This window comes from Knoellia locipacati (genome assembly GCF_044791685.1).
In the GTDB taxonomy this organism is placed as follows: Bacteria; Actinomycetota; Actinomycetes; order Actinomycetales; family Dermatophilaceae; genus Knoellia; species Knoellia locipacati_A.
This window is the reverse complement of sequence record NZ_CP087730.1, coordinates 3,465,790-3,486,301: the sequence shown is the minus strand read 5'-3', so window position 1 is coordinate 3,486,301 and position 20,512 is coordinate 3,465,790. Positions and strand designations below refer to the sequence as shown.

Here is a 20,512-nt window from a genome sequence, read left to right as displayed (position 1 = left end):
CGTGAGCACGTCACACCACACCGCACCCGTCGGCGACGCCGAGGTGGTCGTCCATCCCGGTAAGCAGGCGCTGGCCGACGCCATCGCTGCTCGGCTGGTCACCGCCATCCTCGACGCCCAGGCGAGCCGCGGTGTCGCACACCTCTCGCTCACCGGCGGGTCGCTCGGCTCCGACATCTGGGCGTCCGTGGCCGCGTCCCCCGCCCGCGCGTCCGTCGACTGGTCGCAGGTCGAGCTCTGGTGGGGTGACGAGCGCTACCTCCCCGCCGGGGACGAGGACCGCAACGACGTCCAGAACGACGCAGCCGGGCTCGCCTCGCTCCCCCTCGATCCCGCCAAGGTGCACCGGGTCCCGGGACCTGACGCGTCGGAGAGCGCCGAGGCGAGCGCGACGGCATACGGAGAGAGCATGAGGGCCAGCGGCGCCGGGGCCTTCGACGTCATGATCCTCGGGGTGGGCCCCGACGGGCACGTGGCCTCGCTCTTCCCGGGGCACCCGGCGCAGCAGACGACCGACGCCATCGCCATCGCGGTGCACGACTCCCCCAAGCCGCCGCCGGACCGCGTGAGCCTGACCTTCGAGGCGCTGCGCCGCTCGCGCGAGGTGTGGTTCGTCGTCGCGGGTGCGGACAAGGCCGAGGCTGTGGCCGCCGGGGTCTCCGGCGCACCGCCGGAGCGCAGTTCGGCGGCCCAGGTGCGGGGCGAGGAGCGCACCCTCTGGCTCCTCGACGCCGACGCGGCCCAGCAGCTCTGAACCGACCGCACGACGACAGCCCCGGCATGGTGCCGGGGCTGTCGTCATGATCGGCTCACGCCGCGGCGGGCATCAGCCCGCAGAGGACTACTGGATGAGTCCGCGACCACGGAGCGTGCCCAGTGCCTCGTCGAGGATGGCTTCGCCGTCCTTGTCGGACCGCCGCTCCTTGACGTAGGCGAGGTGCGTCTTGTAGGGCTCGACCTTGCTCGGCGCCGGGGGGTTGTCCTTGTCCTGACCCGCGGGGAACCCGCAGCGCGGGCAGTCCCACGTCTCCGGGATCTCGAGGTCCGCGTCCTGGGCGAAGCTCGGCCGCGTCTCGTGGCCGTTGGAGCACCAGAACGACACGTGCACGCGGGGCGCGGCCTCGCCACGCTCCGCCTCACCCATCGGCCCGGCTCCCACCCGGCTGCCCCGGATCGCGTTGCCACCACCAGCCATCGACATCAGCCTTCTTTCAGGTCGAACCGAGCAGGGTCAGGTCAGGTCAGGTCAGCCAGGTCAGGAGGCGAAGCGGTCTAGCACGCCCAGGGCCACGACGCAGGTGAACCAGACGACCGCGATGGCGATCGTGATGCGGTCCAGGTTGCGCTCGGCCACCGAGGACCCGCCGAGAGAGGTCGACATACCGCCACCGAACATGTCCGAGAGGCCACCACCCTTGCCCTTGTGCAGCAGGATGAGAAGGGTGAGGAAGAGCCCACCCAGGACCAGGAGGACCTGGAGTCCGATGCGTACCGCGTCCACGGTGCTCCTTCGGTAGTTCGAGAACGTCGCCCGGTGGGGCGCCGCTACAGGATACCTGCGATCGTCAGCTCGTCTTGTGGTGGTCGCGGAAGCGGCAGATCGCGGCGAACTCGGCCGGGTCGATCGACGCGCCGCCGACGAGGGCGCCGTCGACGTCCTCCTGCGACATGATCGCGGCGACGTTGCCGGACTTCACCGAACCGCCGTAGAGGATGCGGACCCGGTCGGCGAGGTCGCCGGAGTAGAGCTCGGCCAGGGCCGTGCGGATGGCACCGCACACCTCCCCGGCGTCCTCGGGCGTCGCGACCTCGCCGGTGCCGATGGCCCAGACGGGCTCGTAGGCGATGACGACGCTCGCGGCCTTGTCGGCGGGCAGCCCCTCGAGGCCGGCCCGAACCTGGGCGAGGACGTGCTCGACGTGGGTGCCGGCCTGCCGGATCTCGAGCCCCTCACCGACGCAGAAGATCGGTGTCAGGCCGTGCTCGTATGCCGCGGCGACCTTGGCGCGCACGACCTCGTCGGTCTCGGCGTGGTACTCGCGGCGCTCGCTGTGGCCGACGACGACGTAGGTGCAGCCGAGCTTGGCGAGGAAGGCGCCGCTGATCTCACCGGTGTAGGCACCGCTCGCGTGCTGGGAGAGGTCCTGCCCGCCATACCGGATGGCGAGCCGGTCACCGTCGACGAGGGTCTGCACACTGCGCAGGTCGGTGAACGGTGGCAGCACCGCGACCTCGACCCCGCCGTGGTCGTGCTTGGCGTCACGCAGCGTCCAGTCGAGCTTCTGGACGAGGTGCGTGGCCTGCAGGTGGTCGAGGTTCATCTTCCAGTTGCCCGCCATGAGCGGGACGCGCTGGACCGTGGTGGCCTTGGCCATGGTGGCGAGCTCAGCTTTCGTCGAGGACGGTGAGGCCGGGGAGGTCCTTGCCCTCGAGGTACTCGAGGCTGGCACCCCCGCCGGTGGAGATGTGGCCGAACTGGTCGTCGGTGAACCCGAGCTGGCGCACGGCCGCGGCCGAGTCGCCGCCGCCGACGACGGTGAGAGCACCGTCGGCGGTGATGTCGACGAGGGCCTTGGCGATCGCCGCGGTGCCCGCCGCATAGGGCGCCATCTCGAATGCACCCATGGGGCCGTTCCAGAAGACGGTGCGGCAGTCCGCGAGCTTCTCGGCGAACAGTGCCGACGACTCCGGGCCGATGTCGAGGCCCATCCGGTCGGACGGGATCGCGTCGATGCCGACGACCTCGTGGTCCGCGTCCGCCGAGAACTCGGTGGCAGCGACGACGTCGACGGGCAGCACGATCTCGACGCCGCGCTCCTGCGCCTGCTCGAGGTAGCCCTTGACGGTGTCGACCTGGTCGGACTCGAGGAGGCTCTTGCCGACCTCGTGGCCCTGGGCCTTGAGGAAGGTGAAGACCATGCCGCCACCGATGAGGAGGCGGTCCGCGGTCTGGATGAGGTTGTCGATGACCGCGAGCTTGTCGGACACCTTGGCGCCACCCAGCACCACGGCATACGGGCGTTCGGGGTCGGTCGTGAGGCGACGCAGGACGCCGACCTCGGTCTCGACGAGACCGCCGACGGCGGACGGGAGCAGCCGCGCGACGTCGAAGACCGAAGCCTGCTCGCGGTGCACGACGCCGAAGCCGTCCGAGACGAAGACGTCCGCGAGGCCAGCGAGGCTGCCCGCGAACTCGGCTCGCTCGTCGGCGGACTTCGCCGTCTCACCCGGGTTGAAGCGGAGGTTCTCGAGGAGCACGACATCGCCGTCGGCAGCCGACTCGACGGCTGCCTGCGCACTCTCGCCGACGGTGTCGGTCGCGAAGGTCACGTCGCGGCCGAGCAGCTCACCGAGACGGGTGGCGACGGGGGCCAGCGAGTACTTGTCCTCCGGGGAACCCTTTGGCCGCCCGAGGTGGGCGCACACGATGACGCGTGCGCCCCCCTCGGAGAGGGCCTTGATCGTCGGGACGGAGGCACGGATGCGCCCGTCATCGGTGATCGTGCTGCCCTCGAGCGGCACGTTGAGGTCGGACCGGACGAGGACGCGCTTGCCCTGCAGGTCGTCCAGGTCGGCGATCGACTTCATGTCGTCGTCCCGGTCAGAGCGAGGAGCCGACGAGGGTGACGAGGTCGGCGAGGCGGTTGGAGTAGCCCCACTCGTTGTCGTACCAGCCGACGACCTTGACCTGGTTGCCGATGACCTTGGTGAGGCCGGCGTCGAAGATGCAGGAGGCCGGGTCGGTCTCGATGTCCTTGGAGACGATCGCGTCCTCGGTGTAGACGAGGATGCCCTTGAGGGGGCCCTCGGCAGCGGCCTTGACCGCGGCGTTGACCTCCTCGACGGTGGTGTCGCGGCCGGCCTCGAAGGTGAGGTCGGTGGCGGAGCCGGTGGGGGTGGGGACGCGCAGGGCGTAGCCGTCGAGCTTGCCCTTAAGCTCGGGCAGGACGAGGGCGACGGCCTTGGCGGCGCCGGTCGTCGTCGGGACGATGTTGAGCGCGGCGGCGCGGGCACGACGCAGGTCCTTGTGCGGCCCGTCGTGGAGGTTCTGGTCACCGGTGTAGGCGTGGATCGTCGTCATGAGGCCCTTGACGATGCCGAACTCGTCGTTGAGGACCTTGGCCATCGGCGCCAGGCAGTTCGTCGTGCACGAGGCGTTGGAGATGATGGTGTGCTTGTCGGCGTCGTAGGCACCGTCGTTGACGCCCATGACGATGGTGACGTCCTCGTTCTTGGCGGGCGCCGAGATGATGACCTTCTTGGCGCCGTTGTCGACGTGGACCTTGGCCTGGGTGGCGTCGGTGAAGAATCCGGTCGACTCGATGACGACGTCGGCCCCGAGCTCGCCCCACTTGAGGTTGGCGGGGTCGCGCTCCGCGAAGACCTTGAACGTCTTGTCGCCGGCGGTGATGTCGGTGTCGGTCGAGGTGACGTCTCCGTCGAAGCGACCGAGGATCGAGTCGTACTTGAGCAGGTGCGCCAGCGTGGCGTTGTCGGTGAGGTCGTTGACGGCGACGATCTCGATGTCGGCGCCGGACGCGATCACGGCGCGGTAGAAGTTGCGGCCAATGCGGCCAAAGCCATTGATGCCAACGCGGACAGTCACGAGCGGTCTGCCTTCCGAGGAGGAGGAGGCGCGTGGACCAGCCACGCCACCGGTTACGTCAGCAACCCTAGTGCCGCCCAGTTCCCGTCCCGGCCGGTGGTCCGAACTACGGGCGAGTAACCGCCTACGCACTCGCCGCATTCTCGGGCCACCCGATCAAGGTCCCCTCGACCCGAGCTGCCACGTCGGGTGCAGGGGGACAAAGTCGGGTCGACCTCACGTCACGGTCCGACCCGGTCGCACACGACGGTCAGGCGGCGCTGATGGCTCCACGCAGCAGCGCCACGAGGCGTGCCGGGTTCTGCAGGTCGGACCAGGTCACCCTGATCACGGTGTAGCCGAGCCGACGCAGGCGGTCCTCCCGCCGCTTCTCGGCGAAGAGGGCGTCCGGGCCACCTTCGGTGTACTTGATCTTGCCGTCGAACTCGACCACCACCTTGGTCCCCTCGACGAGGAAGTCCACCCGCGCCACGAACTCTCCGTCCTCGTCGACGATGGTCACCTGCGGAACGAGTCGTATGCCGGCCGCGATCGCCAGGATGCCCAGCCTCGACTCCCCCACGGACTCCCGACGTGGGTCTGTGAGGACGAGCATGGTGCGGCACCGTGCACTCCCAGGCGTTCCCACGACCGCCGCGAAGGCCGCCTCGAGCTGCGCCCGGTCGACCAGACCGCGGTTCAGCGCGTTGTCACATGCGAGGGTTCCCGCGGTGGGGCCGGCGTCGATGGTGAAGCGCAGGAGGCTGCTGGCGACGTCCCGGGCGGGGAGCCCACCGACCCGCACCACCTCTCCATACGCGGGGCGCATCCGAAAGGCCTGAGTGAGGATCTCGTGACCGATGGGCCGCGTCAGATCGACCCGGGCGGGCAGGTTCGGCCAGATGGGCACGTCCTGCAACGACAGGGCGGAGGCATGGCTCACCACGGCATCGGGGTAGAGCAGCAGCCCGGCATGGATCAGCCGTCGATGACGCTGCTCGGACGAGAGCTCCGTGACTCCCACGGCATACACACCGCGGCACACGGACTCGATGACTCGCCTTCCACGCAGGCGTGCGAGCGCCTTCCGGTCGAGTGCAAGAGCGGCAGCCTCAGCCGTCGTGAACAACGCGAACGGGGTTCGCCCCACGGGGATCAGAGTGGTCATGGGACCACGGTGCGGACCACGGAAGGACACCGCCAGAGGCCCGTCAGCAGCTGTGGACGAGCGACCTGACAGATGATCGCTGTGGACAACCGGCCCCCTCACTCGACCCGACTTCGTCCCGCTGCACCCTCGTTGGCAACTCGGGTCGAGCGCCTCTGTATCGGGTGACCCGATAAACGGGCGGTCGACCCGAGGACGGACGGCGCCGGGGGGCTCAGCTGTCGAGCATGTCCGGCGTGAGGTTCGCGTCGGTGCCCGGGACGCCCAGGTCCTCGGCACGCTTGTCCGCCATGGCGAGCAGCCGCCGGATGCGCCCTGCCACGGCGTCCTTGGTCATCGCCGGCTGGGCCAGCTGGCCGAGCTCCTCGAGCGAGGCCTGCTTGTGCTGGAGCCGGAGCTGACCGGCCTCGCGCAGGTGGTCGGGGATGTCGTCGCCGAGGATCTCGAGGGCGCGACCGACCCGGGAGCCGGCAGCGACCGCGGCGCGGGCCGAGCGGCGGAGGTTGGCGTCGTCGAAGTTGGCGAGCCGGTTGGCCGTGGCCCGGACCTCGCGCCGCATCCGGCGCTCCTCCCAGGCCATGACGGCGTCGTGGGCGCCGAGGCGGGTCAGCATCGCGCCGATGGCGTCACCGTCGCGGATGACGACCCGGTCGATGCCACGGACCTCCCGGGCCTTGGCCTGGATGCCCAGCCGACGGGCGGCGCCGACGAGGGCGAGGGCTGCCTCAGGACCCGGGCAGGTGAGCTCGAGCGCGGACGAGCGGCCCGGCTCGGTGAGCGAGCCGTGAGCGAGGAAGGCACCGCGCCACGCGGCTTCGGCATCGCACACGGACCCCGAGACGACCTTGGGGGGCAGCCCGCGGACGGGTCGCCCTCGACCGTCGATGAGCCCCGTCTGCCTCGCCAGCGCCTCGCCGTCCTGGACGACGCGCACGACGTAGCGGCTGCCCTTGCGCAGGCCTCCGGCCGCGAGGACGAGCACCTCGGGGGTCTGGCCGTAGAGCTCGTGGATCTCCCGACGCAGCCGGCGGGCAGCATTGGCAGTGTCCAGCTCCGCCTCGACGACGATCCGTCCCCCGATGATGTGCAGGCCGCCGGCGAACCTCAGCGTGGCGGCAACTTCCGCCTTGCGGCAGCAGGGCTTGGTCACTTCGTGGCGGCTGAGCTCGTCCTTCACCTTCGCCGTCATAGCCATGGCGTTCATCCTGCCACGCGTCACGCGGGTCGGCTTCCTGACCCGAGGACGTCCTGCAGTGCCGCCGCGAGGCGCAGGCGATCGTGCTGCGTCGGCGACGTCGACATGCCCACGCGGTGCACGTGCAGCTCGGCGCCCACTGCGCGACACGCCTGCGCCAGAGCGGATTCATCGTCGACGACCGACGGGTCGGCGAGGACGGCGTCGAGCCGGATGCCGGGTGCATAGGCCGCGAACGACTCGAGGTGGTGGATTGCGCTGTAGCCCGCGGTCTCGGTCGTCACCATCTCGAGGTTGAGGACGAGCAGGCGCCTGGCCCGGGTCACGGCGAGCGCCTCGGCGAGGTCCGGGACGAGCAGGTGGGGCATCACCGACGTGAACCACGACCCCGGACCGAGCACGACCCAGTCGGCCGACCGGATCGCCGCGACGGACTCCGGGTAGGCCGGCGGGTCCGCCGGCAGGAGGCGCACCTCCTGCACCTGTCCCCGCGTCTTGGCGAGCTGGGACTGACCCCGGACCACTGTCACCTCGTGGGGGGCGTCGGCGCGGGCCCCGAGCACGTCCGCCTCGATGTCGAGCGGCACCGCGGCCATGGGGAGCACGCGACCGCGGGCGTTGAGGAGGCGGCCCACGAGCTCGAGCCCGGCGACCGGGTCGTCGTGCAGCTCCCACAGGGCGACGATGAGCAGGTTGCCGAGCGCGTGCCCACCCAGAGGGCCGGTGCCCTCGAAGCGGTGCTGGAGCACGTCGCGCCACGTGTGCCCCCACTCGGTCTCCTCGCAGAGCGCCGAGAGCGCCATCCTCAGGTCACCGGGTGGCAGCACACCGAACTCGCCGCGCAGCCGCCCCGACGACCCGCCGTTGTCGGCCACGGTGACGATCGCCGTGATCTCGTCCGTGACGAAGCGCAGTGCGGCCAGCGATGCGGCGAGCCCGTGTCCGCCTCCCAGGGCCGCGACGACGGGCCCGCTCACTCGCGCCCCAGGTCTCGGTGGACGAGGAAGGTCTCGATCTGCCCGGAGCGCAGGCGCTCGGCGAGCGCCTCGGCCATGGCGACCGAGCGGTGCTTGCCGCCCGTGCAGCCGATGGCGAGCGTGACGTAGCGACGCCCTTCCGTGAGGTAGCCGCGCGTGACCGGCTCCATGAGCGCGACGACCCGCTCGAGGAACTCGTCGGCGCCGTCCTGGCCCAGGACGTGGTTCGAGACCTCGGGGTCGCGGCCGTCGAGGGGACGCAGCTCGGGGACCCAGAAGGGGTTGGGCAGGAAGCGCATGTCGAAGACGAAGTCGGCGTCGAGGGGCACGCCGTACTTGAACCCGAACGAGAGCAGGGCGAGCCTCAGCGCCGGGCCGCGACGCTGCCCGAAGAGCGGGGCGACCTTGCGCGCGAGCTGGTGGACGTTGAGCCCGGAGGTGTCGATGACGATCTGGGCGCGCGAGCGGAGGTCGCGCAGCACCTCGCGCTCGTTCTGGATCCCGTCGAGCAGGCGGCCGTCGCCCTGGAGCGGGTGCGGGCGACGCACCGACTCGAAGCGGCGGACGAGGGCCTCGTCGGTCGCGTCGAGGAAGACGAGCTGCGGCGTCCAGCCCATGTCGCGCAGCTGCTGGACGGCGGTGTCGAACTCGATGAAGAACTGCTTGCTGCGCACGTCGACGACCGCGGCGACCTTGATCTCGTGCCCGGACTCGCGCGTCCGGTTGCCGAGCTCGGCCATCGAGACGAGGAGCTGCGGCGGCAGGTTGTCGACGACGTACCAGCCCTGGTCCTCCATGACGTTGGCCGTCGTCGACCGGCCGGCTCCGCTCATCCCCGTGACGATGACGAAGTCGGCACCGGCTGCCTGCGCGGCGTCCTCAGTCATTGCTCTCCCTGTGCTCGTCGACGATCTCGCCGGTGGTGAGGTTGACGGTGGGCTCTGCTGGCTCACCAGTCAACTCGCGTTGGATGACGTCCGCCAGTGCGCGCCCGATGCCGGGCACCTCGACGAGCTCCTCGGCGGATGCGGCGCGGATCCGCTTCACCGAGCCGAACTGGCGCAGCAGCGCCTTGCGCTTGACGTCACCCAGACCCGGTATGCCGTCCAGCGCGGAGTTCGTCATCGCCTTGCTGCGTCGCTGGCGGTGGAACGTGATCGCGAAGCGGTGGGCCTCGTCGCGCAGACGCTGGAGCAGGTAGAGGCCCTCGCTGGTGCGCGGCAGCACGACCGGGAAGTCCTGCCCCGGCACCCACACCTCCTCGAGCCGCTTGGCGAGACCGACGACGGCGACGTCGACGATGCCCAGGTCCTCGATCGCCCGGGCTGCCGCGTTGACCTGGGGCAACCCGCCGTCGACGACGACGAGCTGCGGCGGATAGGCGAACCGGGTCGGACGGCCAGTCTCCTCGTCGCGGCCCTGGGGCTCGTCGCGGTCCTTGAGGTAGCGGCGGAACCGGCGAGTGAGGACCTCGTGCATGGCTGCGGTGTCGTCGACGGTGGCCGGGGCGCCGTCGTCATCCTGCTGTCCGCGCACGATGAACCGGCGGTACTCGGCCTTGCGGGGCAACCCGTCCTCGAAGACGACCATCGACCCGACGACCTGGGTGCCCTGCACGTGGCTGATGTCGAAGCACTCGATGCGCAGCGGTGACTCGTCGAGCTCGAGCAGCTCCTGGAGCTGCTGGAGCGCCTGGGAGCGCGCGGTGAGGTCGCCGGCACGGGCCACCTTGTGCCGGGCCAGGCTCTGCGTCGCGTTGCGCTCGACCGTCTCCATGAGGGTGCGCTTGTCGCCCCGCTGCGGGACGCGCAGGTCGACCCGGCTCCCCCGCAGACCGGACAGCCACTGCCCGAGGGTCGCGTCGTCGTCGGGCAGCACCGGCACGAGCACCTCGCGTGGCACCGACTCGCCCTCCTCGCCGCCGTAGAGCTGCTGCAGGAGGTGGCCGACGACCTCGGGGACGGTCTCGAACTCCTTCTCGGCGACCCAACCCCGTTGACCCCGGATGCGGCCGCCGCGCACGTGGAAGACCTGGACGGCGACCTCGAGCTCGTCGTCGGCGAGCGCGAAGACGTCGGCGTCGGTCCCGTCACCAAAGACGACCGCGGACTTCTCGAGGACGCGCTGGAGGGCTCCGATGTCGTCGCGCAGCCGTGCGGCCTGCTCGAACTCGAGCTCGTCGGAGGCAGCCGTCATCTGACGCTCGAGCCGCTTGACGAACTTCGTGCTCTCCCCCGCCATGAAGTCGCAGAAGTCCTCGGCGATCTGCCGGTGGTGGTCGGCGTCGACCCGCCCCACACACGGGGCCGAGCACTTGTCGATGTAGCCGAGCAGGCAGGGACGTCCGACCTGGCTGGCCCGCTTGAACACGCCGGCCGAGCACGTCCGCATCGGGAAGACGCGCAGGGCCTGGTCGAGGGTCTCGCGGATCGCCCACGCGTGGGCGTAGGGACCGAAGTAGCGCGTGCCCTTGCGCTTCGCGCCGCGAAGGACCTGTGCGCGGGGGAACTCCTCCCCCAACGTCACCGCGAGGTAGGGATAGGACTTGTCGTCGCGGTACTTGACGTTGAACCGCGGGTCGAACTCCTTGATCCAGGAGTACTCGAGCTGGAGGGCCTCGACCTCGGTCGACACGACCGTCCACTCCACGCTCGCACCGGCGAGCACCATCGACGCCGTGCGCGGGTGGAGCTGGCCGATGTCCTGGAAGTAGGAGGACAGTCGGGACCGCAGCGACTTCGCCTTGCCGACGTAGATGACCCGGCCGTCCTTGTCCCGGAACCGGTAGACCCCCGGGTCGGTCGGGATCTCCCCCGGCCGGGGACGGTAGGTCGAGGGGTGTGCCACACGTCAACCCTAGGACGCGGCACCGACGCGGCCGAACGGCATACGGCCGTATGCCGTCTCGCTAGGTGACGCTGATGCCATCGGATCCCACGGTCACGGTCTTCTCGGGCAGCGCCTTGGTGGCGGGCCCGGCCTTGACCTCGCCGGTGGCGATGTCGAACTTGCTGCCGTGGCAGGCGCAGTTGATCGTGCCACCGTCGACTCCGGACACCGTGCAGCCCTGGTGGGTGCAGACCGCGGAGAACGCCTTGTAGTCCCCCTGCGTCGGCTGGGTGACGACGACCTTGGCCGAGTCGAACACCTTGCCGCCGCCCACGGGGATGTCCGCCTTCTTGGCGAGGTCCTTGGCGGCGCTGGCCGCGCTCGAGGCGGCGTCGTCGACCGCGTCGTTCACGGCCTGCTCGGCGTCGGCGCCACAGGCGGTCAGGGCCACGCCGGCGACGGCGACGACTCCGGCGGCCCGCATGGCCTCGCGACGACCGCAGCAGCCGGACGTGGTGGAGAGAGGTGCGCTGTCCCGGACTTCACGAGTGGTCTCCATCGCGCCAGTATGCCGACGGATTCTGTTGTTCGGCTGTGAGGATCGCAGAAGAATCTGTGCTTTTTGGCTTGGTAACGACTCGGCACAATATCGACGAAGTCCGGCGGAATTCGGCGACCGCGTGGCTATTGTTCGGGTGCTCGCACACCCGTCGCGAGCTCCTCGGCACATTGCCGCGGGAGAAGAATTTCAGGAGGAAACGTGGCTCAGCGTTCCGTCATGACCGTCGGCGCTTCGATGCTGGTGGCTTCACTCGCTCTCGCCGGGTGTGGCACCCGCGGTGACGACAGCAGCGACACCGGCGGCGACACCGGCGGCAGCGCCAAGGTCGCCAAGATCGGCGTCATCGCGCCCCTCTCCGGAGACCTGTCGGCACTCGGCAAGGGCATCCAGCACTCCGTCGAGCTGGCCGTCAAGCAGGCCAACGACGCCAAGGCCATCCCCGGCTGGACCCTCGAGGTCGAGGCCGTGGACGACGAGGGCAAGGCCGACGTCGGCAAGAACGGCGCAACCAAGCTCGCGTCGGACGACGACGTCATCGGTGTCGTCGGCAACCTCAACTCCAGCGTCAGCCAGCAGACCCAGCCGGTCTTCGCCGCTGCCAACATCACGCAGATCTCGCCGGCCAACACCGGCCCCGCCCTGACCCGCGGCGCCGACGGCAACTCGCGTCCCTACAAGACGTTCTTCCGCACCTGCACCACGGACATCGCGCAGGGCGGCTTCGCGGCCAAGTTCCTCATCGACCAGGGCATCAAGACGGTCGCGACGATCCACGACAAGAAGACCTACGGCCAGGGCCTCGTGAAGTACTTCACCGAGGCCTACAAGGCGGCGGGTGGCACGGTCGTCGCCGCGGAGACCATCAACCCGGACGAGTCCAACTACGCCCCGGTCGTCTCCAAGGTCGCCCCGTCCAAGCCCGGCGCCGTCTACTACGGCGGTGAGTACCCGCAGGCCGGTCCGCTGTCCAAGCAGATGAAGGCCGGTGGCCTCAACGTCCCGCTCATGGGTGGCGACGGCATCTTCGACCCGAAGTACATCGAGCTCGCGGGTTCCACCTCCAACAGCGACCTCGCCACCTCCGTCGGTGAGCCGACCGAGAACAGCGACGCCGGCAAGAAGTTCCTCGCCGACTACGAGGCCGCGAAGTACGCCGAGCCGGCAGCGGCCTACGGTGGCTACTCCTACGACGCCGCGAACGCCATCATCGAGGCCCTCAAGACCTCGCTGAAGGACGCCTCGGACGTCAAGAGCGCCCGTCAGGCCACGGTCGACGCGGTGGGCAAGGTCTCCTTCGACGGCGTCACCGGCAAGGTGTCGTTCGACGAGTTCGGTGACACCCTCGTCAAGGTCATCACGGGCTACAAGGTCGAGGGCGGCAAGTTCGTCAGCGTCAAGTCCGAGAACGTGAGCTGACGGTTCCAACCGACACGCTGACGTAGTTCATTCGAGCAGGGGCGGACGGGTGTCCGCCCCTGCTTGAATGTGCGAGCCCCCTCAAACCCAGGAGAGGTGACGGGTCCACGATGACCGAGTTCCTTCAACAAATTGTGAACGGCTTGACCCTCGGGTCGCTGTACGCCCTGATCGCCGTCGGCTACACCGTCGTGTACGGCATCGTGCAGCTGATCAACTTCGCCCACGGCGAGGTCTTCATGATCGGGGCGTTCGGCGCCCTGGCCACGTGGACCGTGCTCTTCAAGGGCCAGACCGGACTGTGGGTGCTCCCGATCATGGTGCTCGGCGCCGTGCTCGTGTCCGTGCTCACGGCCGTGGTCATGGAGCGGATCGCCTACCGGCCCCTGCGTGGCGCACCGCGCCTCGCCCCGCTCATCACCGCCATCGGCATCTCGGTCTTCCTCCAGGAGGCCGTCCGACTGTTCTACCCCGGCGCCAAGAGCAAGCTCACCTTCCCCGAGATCGATGTCGTCACCGGTCCCGGCATCGCCGTCGCCGGCCTCAACATCCAGCGCGCCGCGGTGTTCACCGTCGGCGCGCTCCTCCTGTCCGCCGGGCTCCTCTGGTTCTTCGTCAACCGGACCCGCCTCGGCCAGGGCATGCAGGCCGTCTCGCAGGACCCGGACACGGCCCAGCTGATGGGCATCAACGTCAACCGGATCATCGTCATCGCCTTCGCACTCGGTGCGGCCCTCGCGGCCGTCGGCGGAGTCGCGCAGGGCCTGCTCAACTCCAACATCGACTTCCGGATGGGCTTCCTCGCCGGCCTCAAGGCCTTCACGGCTGCGGTCCTCGGAGGCATCGGCAACATCCAGGGGGCGATCGTCGGCGGACTCGTCCTCGGCATCGCCGAGTCGATGGCGACCCAGTTCATCCCCGGCCAGTTCGGTGGATCCGCATGGAAGGACGTGTGGGCGTTCGTGCTCCTCATTCTCGTGCTCGTCTTCAGGCCACAGGGCCTGCTCGGCGCCCGGGTGGTGGACCGCGCATGAGCACCTCGACCCCCTCGAACCCGCCCACTCCCGCGTCCTCCGTGGCCCCGGCGCACTCCGACCACGACGACGAGCTCGTCAAGGTCTCCTGGCTGGAGCGCGTCCCCGGCCGCGGCAACGCCGTCGCCTGGCCGCTCGGCCTCGCGGGCGCCCTCGTCCTCATCGCCGGCACGTTCCTGTCCTGGAGCTACACCGACGACGTGCTCGGCGACCTGTCGGTCGACTTCTGGCCCGGCGGCGTGCAGATCTGCATGATCGTGCTCGGACTCGCGGCCCTGGTGTTCCTCCTCGCCCACCGAGGCCCGCTGGCCGGACTCGGTGCCTGGCTCGACTCGGCGGCTGCGGTCCTCGGGCTCGGCCTCGGCGCTGTCGGCTACATGGTGGGCGCGATCGGCGTCATCGCCTACCAGTCGGGCGGGCTCATCAACGTCAACCCCGGTGGCTGGGTGTCCCTCCTGGGAGCCCTGCTGCTCGCGGCGTCGGGCCTCATGCTCGTGTCGCGGCAGACCAAGGACCCGCTCTTCGCCAAGACCTCGTCCTGGCTGGAGATCCTCACGATCGTCGGCCTCATGGCCCTGGTGCTCTTCGGTGCGGCCTACGCCCTCGGCGTGGGTGACGGAGCGAGCTTCGTGCTCTTCCTCCTCTTCGTCGCCGCTATGGCATGGGCGCTGTCGAAGTCGGGCGTCTTCACCTGGATCGGGCTCATCGCCCAGAAGAACCGCCAGGTGCTCATGCTCGGCGCGTTCGCCGTGGCGTTCCTCTTCCCGTTCACCCAGGGTGGCTCGGACGAGAACATGTCGATCGCGACGCAGGTCCTGATCTTCGCGGCGACGGCCCTCGGCCTCAACATCGTCGTCGGCCTCGCCGGACTGCTCGACCTCGGCTACATCGCCTTCCTCGGCGCCGGTGCCTACGTCGGTGCCGTCCTGTCGGCCTCGGCGTTCGCCACCATCGACTGGAAGCCGCCGTTCCTCATCGTCGTGCTCCTCGGGGCGTGCTTCTCGGCGATCCTCGGCCTCATCATCGGTTCACCGACACTGAGAGTGTCCGGCGACTACCTCGCCATCGTCACACTCGCGTTCGGTGAGATCTTCCGACTGACGATGGGCAACCTGGACGGCAACAACGGCCCGGTCCTCACCAACGGCCCCAACGGCATCCCGGCCATCCCCGACCTGCAGTTCGGCTCGTTCGACTTCGGGCAGCCGCACGACGTCCTCGGGATCACGCTCGGCCGGTTCGCGAACTACTACTTCCTGCTGCTCGTCATCGCGGCGATCATCATCCTCGTCTTCACACGGCTCAACAACAGCCGCATCGGACGTGGCTGGGTCGCGATCCGCGAGGACGAAAAGGCAGCCGAGGCCATGGGCGTCAACGTCTTCGGCCTCAAGCTGTTCGCGTTCGCCGGAGGTGCCTTCCTGGCCGGCATGGCCGGAACCGTCAAGGCCCACCACGACGTGTCCGTCACGCCCGACCAGTACATCTTCCTCGAGTCCGCGTTCCTGCTCGCCGCCGTCGTCCTCGGCGGCATGGGCACGGTCGCGGGTGTGCTCGTCGGCGCCACGATCCTCAAGCTCCTCCCCGAGAAGCTGCGGTTCGTCGCCGACTACCGGCTGCTCATCTTCGGTCTGGTCCTCGTCCTCATGATGCGGTTCCGTCCCGAGGGCCTGGTCGCGAGCCAGCGCCGCAAGCTCGAGTTCCACGAGGACGACGAAGAGCTCGCCCAGCGCATCGAAGAAGTCCACCTCGAGGAAGCGGAGGCCAAGGCATGACCGTCACGGACACCACTCCCGTCAGCGCTGCCGACGCGTCCGCAGCGCCCATCCTCGAGGCCCGTGGCGTGACCATGCGCTTCGGCGGACTCACCGCGGTCAAGGACGTCGACATGACCGTCCACCCGGGCGAGATCGTCGGTCTCATCGGACCCAACGGTGCCGGCAAGACGACGTTCTTCAACTGCCTCACCGGGCTCTACAAGCCCACCGAGGGCGAGGTCCGGCTGCTCGGTGAGGTCATCCCCCCGAAGCCGAGGGCGGTCGTCATGGCCGGCATGGCCCGGACGTTCCAGAACATCCGGCTCTTCGCCAACATGACGGCCCTCGAGAACGTCATGGTCGGCCGCTACTGCCGGACGAGCTCCATGGCGCTCACCTCGATCGTGCGCGGCCCGAAGTTCCGGCGCGAGGAGGAGGCCACCCGGGCGCGAGCCCAGGAGCTCCTCGAGTTCGTCGGTCTCGGGAACTCCTCCGAGAACCTCGCCCGCAACATGCCCTACGGCGACCAGCGCCGGCTCGAGATCGCGCGGGCCCTGGCCACCGATCCCAAGCTCGTCCTGCTCGACGAGCCCACGGCCGGCATGAACCCGCAGGAGACGAAGCAGGCCAGCGACCTCATCTTCCGGATCCGCGACAGCGGGCTGGCGGTCGTCGTCATCGAGCACGACATGCGGTTCATCTTCAACCTGTGTGACCGCGTCCTCTGCCTCGTGCGCGGCGAGGTCCTCGTCGAGGGCACGCCGGGTGAGGTCCAGTCCGACCCTCGGGTCATCGAGGCCTACATCGGCAGCGGCGAGGACGAGGACGACGACGAGGTCGCAGCCGGGTCCCCGGTCGACCCGACCAAGGAGGAGCAGCAGTGAGCCCCATGCTCGAGGTCAAGGACCTCGTCGTCGCCTACGGCAAGATCAAGGCCGTCAAGGGCATCAGCTTCACCGTCGACGAGGGGCAGGTCGTCAGCCTCATCGGCACCAACGGAGCCGGCAAGACGACGACCCTGCGGACGATCTCCGGTCTGCTGCGTCCTGCGAGCGGGTCGATCCGCTTCCAGGGCAAGCGCATCGACGAGACCGCGGCCCACGACATCGTGAGCCTCGGCCTCGCCCACTCCCCCGAGGGACGGCGGATCTTCCCGCGGCTCTCGGTGGAGCAGAACCTCCTGCTCGGGGCTTTTGCCCGGCGCGACGGTGGCATCAGGAAGGACCTGCAGGCGGCATACGACCTGTTCCCCATCCTGGGTGAGCGCCGCGCCCAGGCGGCCGGCACCTTCTCCGGTGGTGAGCAGCAGATGCTCGCCATGGGCCGCGCGATGATGAGCCGCCCCAAGCTGCTCATGCTCGACGAGCCGTCGATGGGCCTGTCACCGCTCATGATGAAGACCGTCATGTCGACCGTGACCACGCTCCAGGAGCAGGGCACGACGATCCTGCTCGTCGAGCAGAACGCACAGGCGGCGCTCAAGCGCGCGAGCAAGGGCTACGTCCTCGAGGTCGGCAAGATCGTCCTCTCGGGCACCGGTGCCGAGCTCCTCGAGAGTGACGAGGTCCGCAAGGCCTACCTCGGCGAGGACTAGGCCGGGTCCCACGTTCTGCGTGGGCGCGGGTCCCACGTTCGGCGTGGGCCTAGGCCGGGTCCAGGCCCGGACACCACGAAGGCCCCGCACCGGTTTCGGTGCGGGGCCTTCGTGGTGTCGGACGGCGGGCGTATGCCGTCCGACACCTAGGCACTCTTGCGCGGCGTCCGCTTCGTGCTCGCCGTCGCGGTCGCCCTCGTCGCGGTCCGCGCTGCAGCGGTCTTCTTCGCGGCCGTGGACGTGGTGGCTGCCGAGGTCGTGGACTTCTTCGCGCCGGACTTCTGGGCAGCCGGCACCGCGGCCTTGCGGGCCGACGCCTTCTTCGTCGCAGGCTGCTTCCCTGCGGCTGCCTTCTTGCTCGCAGGCTGCGTCGCCGTCGCCGTCACCTTCGCCGCGGCGGTGGGGCGGGTCGTCGTGCGGCTCGTCTTGGCGAGGACCGGCGCGAGGAAGCGCCCGGTGTGACTGTCGGGGTTCTGGGCCACCTCCTCGGGGGTGCCGGTCGCGACGACGGTGCCTCCCTTGTTGCCACCCTCGGGTCCGAGGTCGACGATGTAGTCGGCGCTCTTGATGACGTCGAGGTTGTGCTCGATGACGAGCACGGTGTTGCCCTTGTCGACCAATCCCTGGAGCACGCCCAGGAGCTTGCGGATGTCCTCGAAGTGCAGACCGGTGGTCGGCTCGTCGAGGACGTAGATGGTGCGGCCGGTCGAGCGCTTCTGCAGCTCGGACGCGAGCTTGACGCGCTGCGCCTCACCACCGGAGAGCGTCGGCGCGGGCTGGCCGAGCCGGACGTAGCCGAGACCGACCTCGTTGAGCGTCGTCATGTGCCGGGCGATGGCCGGCACGGCACCGAAGAAGTCAGCCGCCTCCTCGATGGGCATGTCGAGCACGTCGGCGATCGTCTTGCCCTTGAAGTGCACCTCGAGCGTCTCGCGGTTGTAGCGGGCGCCGTGGCAGACCTCGCACGGGACGTAGACGTCGGGCAGGAAGTTCATCTCGATCTTGATGGTGCCGTCACCGGAGCACGCGTCGCAGCGGCCGCCCTTGACGTTGAACGAGAACCGGCCCGGCTGGTAGCCGCGGATCTTGGCCTCGGTGGTCGTCGCGAAGAGCTTGCGGATCGCGTCGAAGACACCGGTGTAGGTGGCCGGGTTGGAGCGCGGGGTGCGCCCGATGGGGCTCTGGTCGACGTGCACGACCTTGTCGAGGTGCTCGAGCCCGGTCACCGTGCGGTGCCGACCGGGCACGTGGCGGGCACCGTTGAGCTTGTTGGCGAGGACGTTGTAGAGGATGTCGTTGACGAGCGTCGACTTGCCCGAGCCGGAGACACCGGTGACGGCCACGAGGTTGCCGAGCGGGAAGCTCGCGCTGACGTCGTGCAGGTTGTGCTCACGGGCCCCGACGACGGTGACCTCACGGTCCGGGTCCTGGGGACGCCGGAGCGCGGGAAGCGGGATCTCCTCGCGGCCCGAGAGGTACTTGCCCGTGAGCGAGGTCTCGTGGGTCAGCAGGTCGGCGACCGTGCCGCTGTGGACGACCTCGCCGCCGTGCTCACCGGCACCCGGGCCGATGTCGACGACCCAGTCGGCGGTCGCGATGGTGTCCTCGTCGTGCTCGACGACGATGAGGGTGTTGCCGAGGTCGCGCAGGCGGGTCAGGGTCTCGATGAGCCGGTGGTTGTCACGCTGGTGCAGGCCGATGCTCGGCTCGTCGAGGACGTAGAGGACGCCGACGAGGCCGGACCCGATCTGGGTGGCGAGCCGGATCCGCTGGGCCTCACCGCCGGAGAGGGTCCCGGCCGGACGGTCAAGGCTGAGGTAGTCGAGGCCCACGTCGAGGAGGAAGCCGAGCCGGGCGTTGATCTCCTTGATGACCCGCTCGGCGATCTGCCGCTCGCGGGTCGTGAAGTCGACCTGCTCGAGGAACGACGCCGAGTCCGAGATCGGCAGCGCGCAGACGTCGGCGATGCTGCGACCGCCGATGAGGACCGCCAGCGACTCGGGCTTGAGCCGGCTGCCCTGGCAGGACGGGCACGGCACCTCGCGCATGTAGCCCTCGTAGCGCTCCCGGCTCCACTCGGAGTCGGTCTCGGCGTGGCGGCGCTTGACGAACGGGACGGCGCCCTCGAAGCCGGTGGTGTAGGACCGCTCGCGGCCGAAGCGGTTGCGGTACTTGACGTGGACCTTGTGGTTGCGACCGTTGAGCAGTGCCTCGCGGGCACGCTCGGGCAGCGCCCGCCACGGCACGTCGACACTGAACTTGAGCTCCGTGGCCAAGGCCCCGAGCACCCGCTGGAAGTACTCGGAGGCGCCGCTGCCCGACGCCCACGGCGCGATGGCGCCCTCGGCCAGGCTGAGCTCGTCGTTGGGCACGATGAGGTCGGCGTCGACCTCGAGCTCGGTGCCGATGCCGGTGCAGACCGGGCAGGCGCCGAACGGTGAGTTGAACGAGAACGAGCGCGGCTCGACCTCGTCCATCGTGAGCGGGTGGTCGTTGGGGCAGGCCATCCGCTCGGAGAAGCGCCGCTCGCGCGGCAGTCCGCTCGGGTCGTCGTCGGTGGTGATGTCGACGAACTCGATGACGACGACACCCCCAGCGAGGCCGAGAGCCGTCTCGACGGAGTCGGTGAGCCGCCGCTTGGAGGAGGCGTCACCGCCCTTGGCGACGAGGCGGTCGACGACGACGTCGATGCTGTGCTTGATCTGCTTCTCGAGCTTGGGCGGCTCGGTCAGCGAGACGACCTCACCGTCGACCCGGGCACGCGCGAAGCCCTTGGACTGGAGCTCGGCGAACAGGTCGACGTACTCGCCCTTGCGCGCCCGGACGACCGGCGCGAGGACCTGGAAGCGGGTCCGCTCGGGCAGCTCGAGGAGCCGGTCGACGATCTGCTGGGGGCTCTGCCGGGTGATCGGCTCGCCACACGTCGGGCAGTGCGGGCGACCGGCCCGGGCGAAGAGGAGACGGAGGTAGTCGTAGACCTCGGTGATCGTGCCGACGGTCGAGCGCGGGTTGCGGTTGGTCGACTTCTGGTCGATCGAGACCGCCGGGGACAGGCCCTCGATGAAGTCGACGTCGGGCTTGTCCATCTGCCCGAGGAACTGGCGGGCGTAGGCGGACAGTGACTCGACGTAGCGGCGCTGGCCCTCGGCGAAGATCGTGTCGAACGCCAGCGACGACTTGCCCGAGCCCGACAGCCCGGTGAAGACGACGAGCGAGTCCCGGGGCAGCTCGACGGAGACGTCCTTGAGGTTGTGCTCACGCGCGCCACGCACGACGAGGTGGTCGTGGGTGGCGCTCCCGGAGCGGCGGGAAGGCGAAGTGGTCGCGGCAGAAGTCACGCCCACCATGCTAGGTGTCCCCACCGACAGCCCCCATTCCGTGCCGGGATGCGGCCC

18 protein-coding genes are annotated in these 20,512 nt (G+C 69.5%); 6 read left to right on the top strand and 12 right to left on the bottom strand.

Going from position 1 to position 20,512, the window contains the following annotated elements:
* Position 1: 1 nt before the first annotated feature.
* Complete coding sequence (pgl, locus tag LL946_RS16355) at positions 2-754, top strand: 6-phosphogluconolactonase (protein ID WP_404382519.1); 753 nt, start codon at positions 2-4, stop codon at positions 752-754.
* An 87-nt stretch (positions 755-841) separates the two neighbouring features.
* Here the strand turns inward: pgl and LL946_RS16350 are convergent, their stop codons facing one another.
* The 11 genes from LL946_RS16350 to LL946_RS16300 all read right to left on the bottom strand — a co-directional run bounded on the left by LL946_RS16350 (position 842) and on the right by LL946_RS16300 (position 11,313).
* Positions 842-1,195, bottom strand: coding sequence for an RNA polymerase-binding protein RbpA (locus tag LL946_RS16350; RefSeq protein WP_404382517.1), 354 nt, complete (start codon positions 1,193-1,195; stop codon positions 842-844).
* Positions 1,196-1,255: 60 nt separating this feature from the next.
* The gene (gene secG / locus LL946_RS16345; protein ID WP_404382515.1) at positions 1,256-1,501 is read right to left on the bottom strand and encodes a preprotein translocase subunit SecG; all 246 of its coding nucleotides are present in this window, start codon (positions 1,499-1,501) and stop codon (positions 1,256-1,258) included.
* A 64-nt stretch (positions 1,502-1,565) separates the two neighbouring features.
* Complete coding sequence (gene tpiA / locus LL946_RS16340) at positions 1,566-2,375, bottom strand: triose-phosphate isomerase (RefSeq protein ID WP_404382513.1); 810 nt, start codon at positions 2,373-2,375, stop codon at positions 1,566-1,568.
* A 10-nt stretch (positions 2,376-2,385) separates the two neighbouring features.
* Positions 2,386-3,588, bottom strand: a complete 1,203-nt coding sequence (locus LL946_RS16335; RefSeq protein WP_404382511.1) for a phosphoglycerate kinase — start codon at positions 3,586-3,588, stop codon at positions 2,386-2,388.
* Positions 3,589-3,601: 13 nt separating this feature from the next.
* The gene (gene gap, locus LL946_RS16330; protein ID WP_404382509.1) at positions 3,602-4,606 is read right to left on the bottom strand and encodes a type I glyceraldehyde-3-phosphate dehydrogenase; all 1,005 of its coding nucleotides are present in this window, start codon (positions 4,604-4,606) and stop codon (positions 3,602-3,604) included.
* 250 nt (positions 4,607-4,856) lie between these two features.
* Complete coding sequence (locus LL946_RS16325; RefSeq protein WP_404382507.1) at positions 4,857-5,753, bottom strand: DUF559 domain-containing protein; 897 nt, start codon at positions 5,751-5,753, stop codon at positions 4,857-4,859.
* Positions 5,754-5,967: 214 nt separating this feature from the next.
* Complete coding sequence (gene whiA, locus LL946_RS16320; RefSeq protein WP_404382505.1) at positions 5,968-6,948, bottom strand: DNA-binding protein WhiA; 981 nt, start codon at positions 6,946-6,948, stop codon at positions 5,968-5,970.
* A gap of 20 nt (positions 6,949-6,968) precedes the next feature.
* Positions 6,969-7,925, bottom strand: coding sequence for a uridine diphosphate-N-acetylglucosamine-binding protein YvcK (gene yvcK, locus LL946_RS16315; RefSeq protein WP_404382503.1), 957 nt, complete (start codon positions 7,923-7,925; stop codon positions 6,969-6,971).
* A complete protein-coding gene (gene rapZ / locus LL946_RS16310; RefSeq protein ID WP_404382501.1) occupies positions 7,922-8,812 on the bottom strand; it encodes an RNase adapter RapZ in 891 nt (296 codons plus the stop codon). Before rapZ ends, yvcK begins: the two co-directional genes overlap by 4 nt.
* On the bottom strand, positions 8,805-10,772 hold the full coding sequence (gene uvrC, locus LL946_RS16305) for an excinuclease ABC subunit UvrC (RefSeq protein WP_404382499.1): 1,968 nt from the start codon (positions 10,770-10,772) through the stop codon (positions 8,805-8,807). Before uvrC ends, rapZ begins: the two co-directional genes overlap by 8 nt.
* Positions 10,773-10,833: 61 nt before the next feature.
* Positions 10,834-11,313, bottom strand: a complete 480-nt coding sequence (locus LL946_RS16300) for a Rieske (2Fe-2S) protein (RefSeq protein ID WP_404382497.1) — start codon at positions 11,311-11,313, stop codon at positions 10,834-10,836.
* Between the two features lie 219 nt (positions 11,314-11,532).
* On the opposite strand from LL946_RS16300, the gene LL946_RS16295 reads away from it, so the two are divergent.
* The 5 genes from LL946_RS16295 to LL946_RS16275 all read left to right on the top strand — a co-directional run bounded on the left by LL946_RS16295 (position 11,533) and on the right by LL946_RS16275 (position 17,117).
* Positions 11,533-12,732 (top strand): branched-chain amino acid ABC transporter substrate-binding protein, encoded by a 1,200-nt coding sequence (locus tag LL946_RS16295; RefSeq protein ID WP_404382495.1) that lies wholly within the window; start codon positions 11,533-11,535, stop codon positions 12,730-12,732.
* A 110-nt stretch (positions 12,733-12,842) separates the two neighbouring features.
* Positions 12,843-13,766 (top strand): branched-chain amino acid ABC transporter permease, encoded by a 924-nt coding sequence (locus LL946_RS16290; RefSeq protein ID WP_404382493.1) that lies wholly within the window; start codon positions 12,843-12,845, stop codon positions 13,764-13,766.
* Positions 13,763-15,541, top strand: a complete 1,779-nt coding sequence (locus LL946_RS16285) for a branched-chain amino acid ABC transporter permease (RefSeq protein ID WP_404382491.1) — start codon at positions 13,763-13,765, stop codon at positions 15,539-15,541. Before LL946_RS16290 ends, LL946_RS16285 begins: the two co-directional genes overlap by 4 nt.
* Positions 15,538-16,407 carry an ABC transporter ATP-binding protein gene (locus LL946_RS16280; protein ID WP_404382489.1) on the top strand — a complete coding sequence of 290 codons (870 nt, stop codon included), beginning with the start codon at positions 15,538-15,540 and terminating at the stop codon, positions 16,405-16,407. The genes LL946_RS16285 and LL946_RS16280 overlap by 4 nt, the downstream gene beginning before the upstream one ends.
* Positions 16,404-17,117, top strand: coding sequence for an ABC transporter ATP-binding protein (locus LL946_RS16275; protein WP_404382487.1), 714 nt, complete (start codon positions 16,404-16,406; stop codon positions 17,115-17,117). Before LL946_RS16280 ends, LL946_RS16275 begins: the two co-directional genes overlap by 4 nt.
* A 146-nt stretch (positions 17,118-17,263) precedes the next feature.
* Here the strand turns inward: LL946_RS16275 and uvrA are convergent, their stop codons facing one another.
* The gene (gene uvrA, locus LL946_RS16270) at positions 17,264-20,464 is read right to left on the bottom strand and encodes an excinuclease ABC subunit UvrA (RefSeq protein ID WP_404382485.1); all 3,201 of its coding nucleotides are present in this window, start codon (positions 20,462-20,464) and stop codon (positions 17,264-17,266) included.
* Positions 20,465-20,512 lie beyond the last annotated feature (48 nt).

Excerpts from the sequence above, each read along its gene's own strand:
- LL946_RS16350 (WP_404382517.1), bottom strand. The coding sequence starts at position 1,195 with ATGGCTGGTGGTGGCAACGCGATCCGGGGCAGCCGGGTGGGAGCCGGG.
- tpiA (WP_404382513.1), bottom strand. The coding sequence starts at position 2,375 with ATGGCCAAGGCCACCACGGTCCAGCGCGTCCCGCTCATGGCGGGCAAC.
- LL946_RS16335 (WP_404382511.1), bottom strand. The coding sequence starts at position 3,588 with ATGAAGTCGATCGCCGACCTGGACGACCTGCAGGGCAAGCGCGTCCTC.
- LL946_RS16325 (WP_404382507.1), bottom strand. The coding sequence starts at position 5,753 with ATGACCACTCTGATCCCCGTGGGGCGAACCCCGTTCGCGTTGTTCACG.
- whiA (WP_404382505.1), bottom strand. The coding sequence starts at position 6,948 with ATGGCTATGACGGCGAAGGTGAAGGACGAGCTCAGCCGCCACGAAGTG.
- rapZ (WP_404382501.1), bottom strand. The coding sequence starts at position 8,812 with ATGACTGAGGACGCCGCGCAGGCAGCCGGTGCCGACTTCGTCATCGTC.
- LL946_RS16300 (WP_404382497.1), bottom strand. The coding sequence starts at position 11,313 with ATGGAGACCACTCGTGAAGTCCGGGACAGCGCACCTCTCTCCACCACG.
- LL946_RS16295 (WP_404382495.1), top strand. The coding sequence starts at position 11,533 with ATGACCGTCGGCGCTTCGATGCTGGTGGCTTCACTCGCTCTCGCCGGG.
- LL946_RS16290 (WP_404382493.1), top strand. The coding sequence starts at position 12,843 with ATGACCGAGTTCCTTCAACAAATTGTGAACGGCTTGACCCTCGGGTCG.
- LL946_RS16285 (WP_404382491.1), top strand. The coding sequence starts at position 13,763 with ATGAGCACCTCGACCCCCTCGAACCCGCCCACTCCCGCGTCCTCCGTG.
- LL946_RS16280 (WP_404382489.1), top strand. The coding sequence starts at position 15,538 with ATGACCGTCACGGACACCACTCCCGTCAGCGCTGCCGACGCGTCCGCA.
- uvrA (WP_404382485.1), bottom strand. The coding sequence starts at position 20,464 with ATGGTGGGCGTGACTTCTGCCGCGACCACTTCGCCTTCCCGCCGCTCC.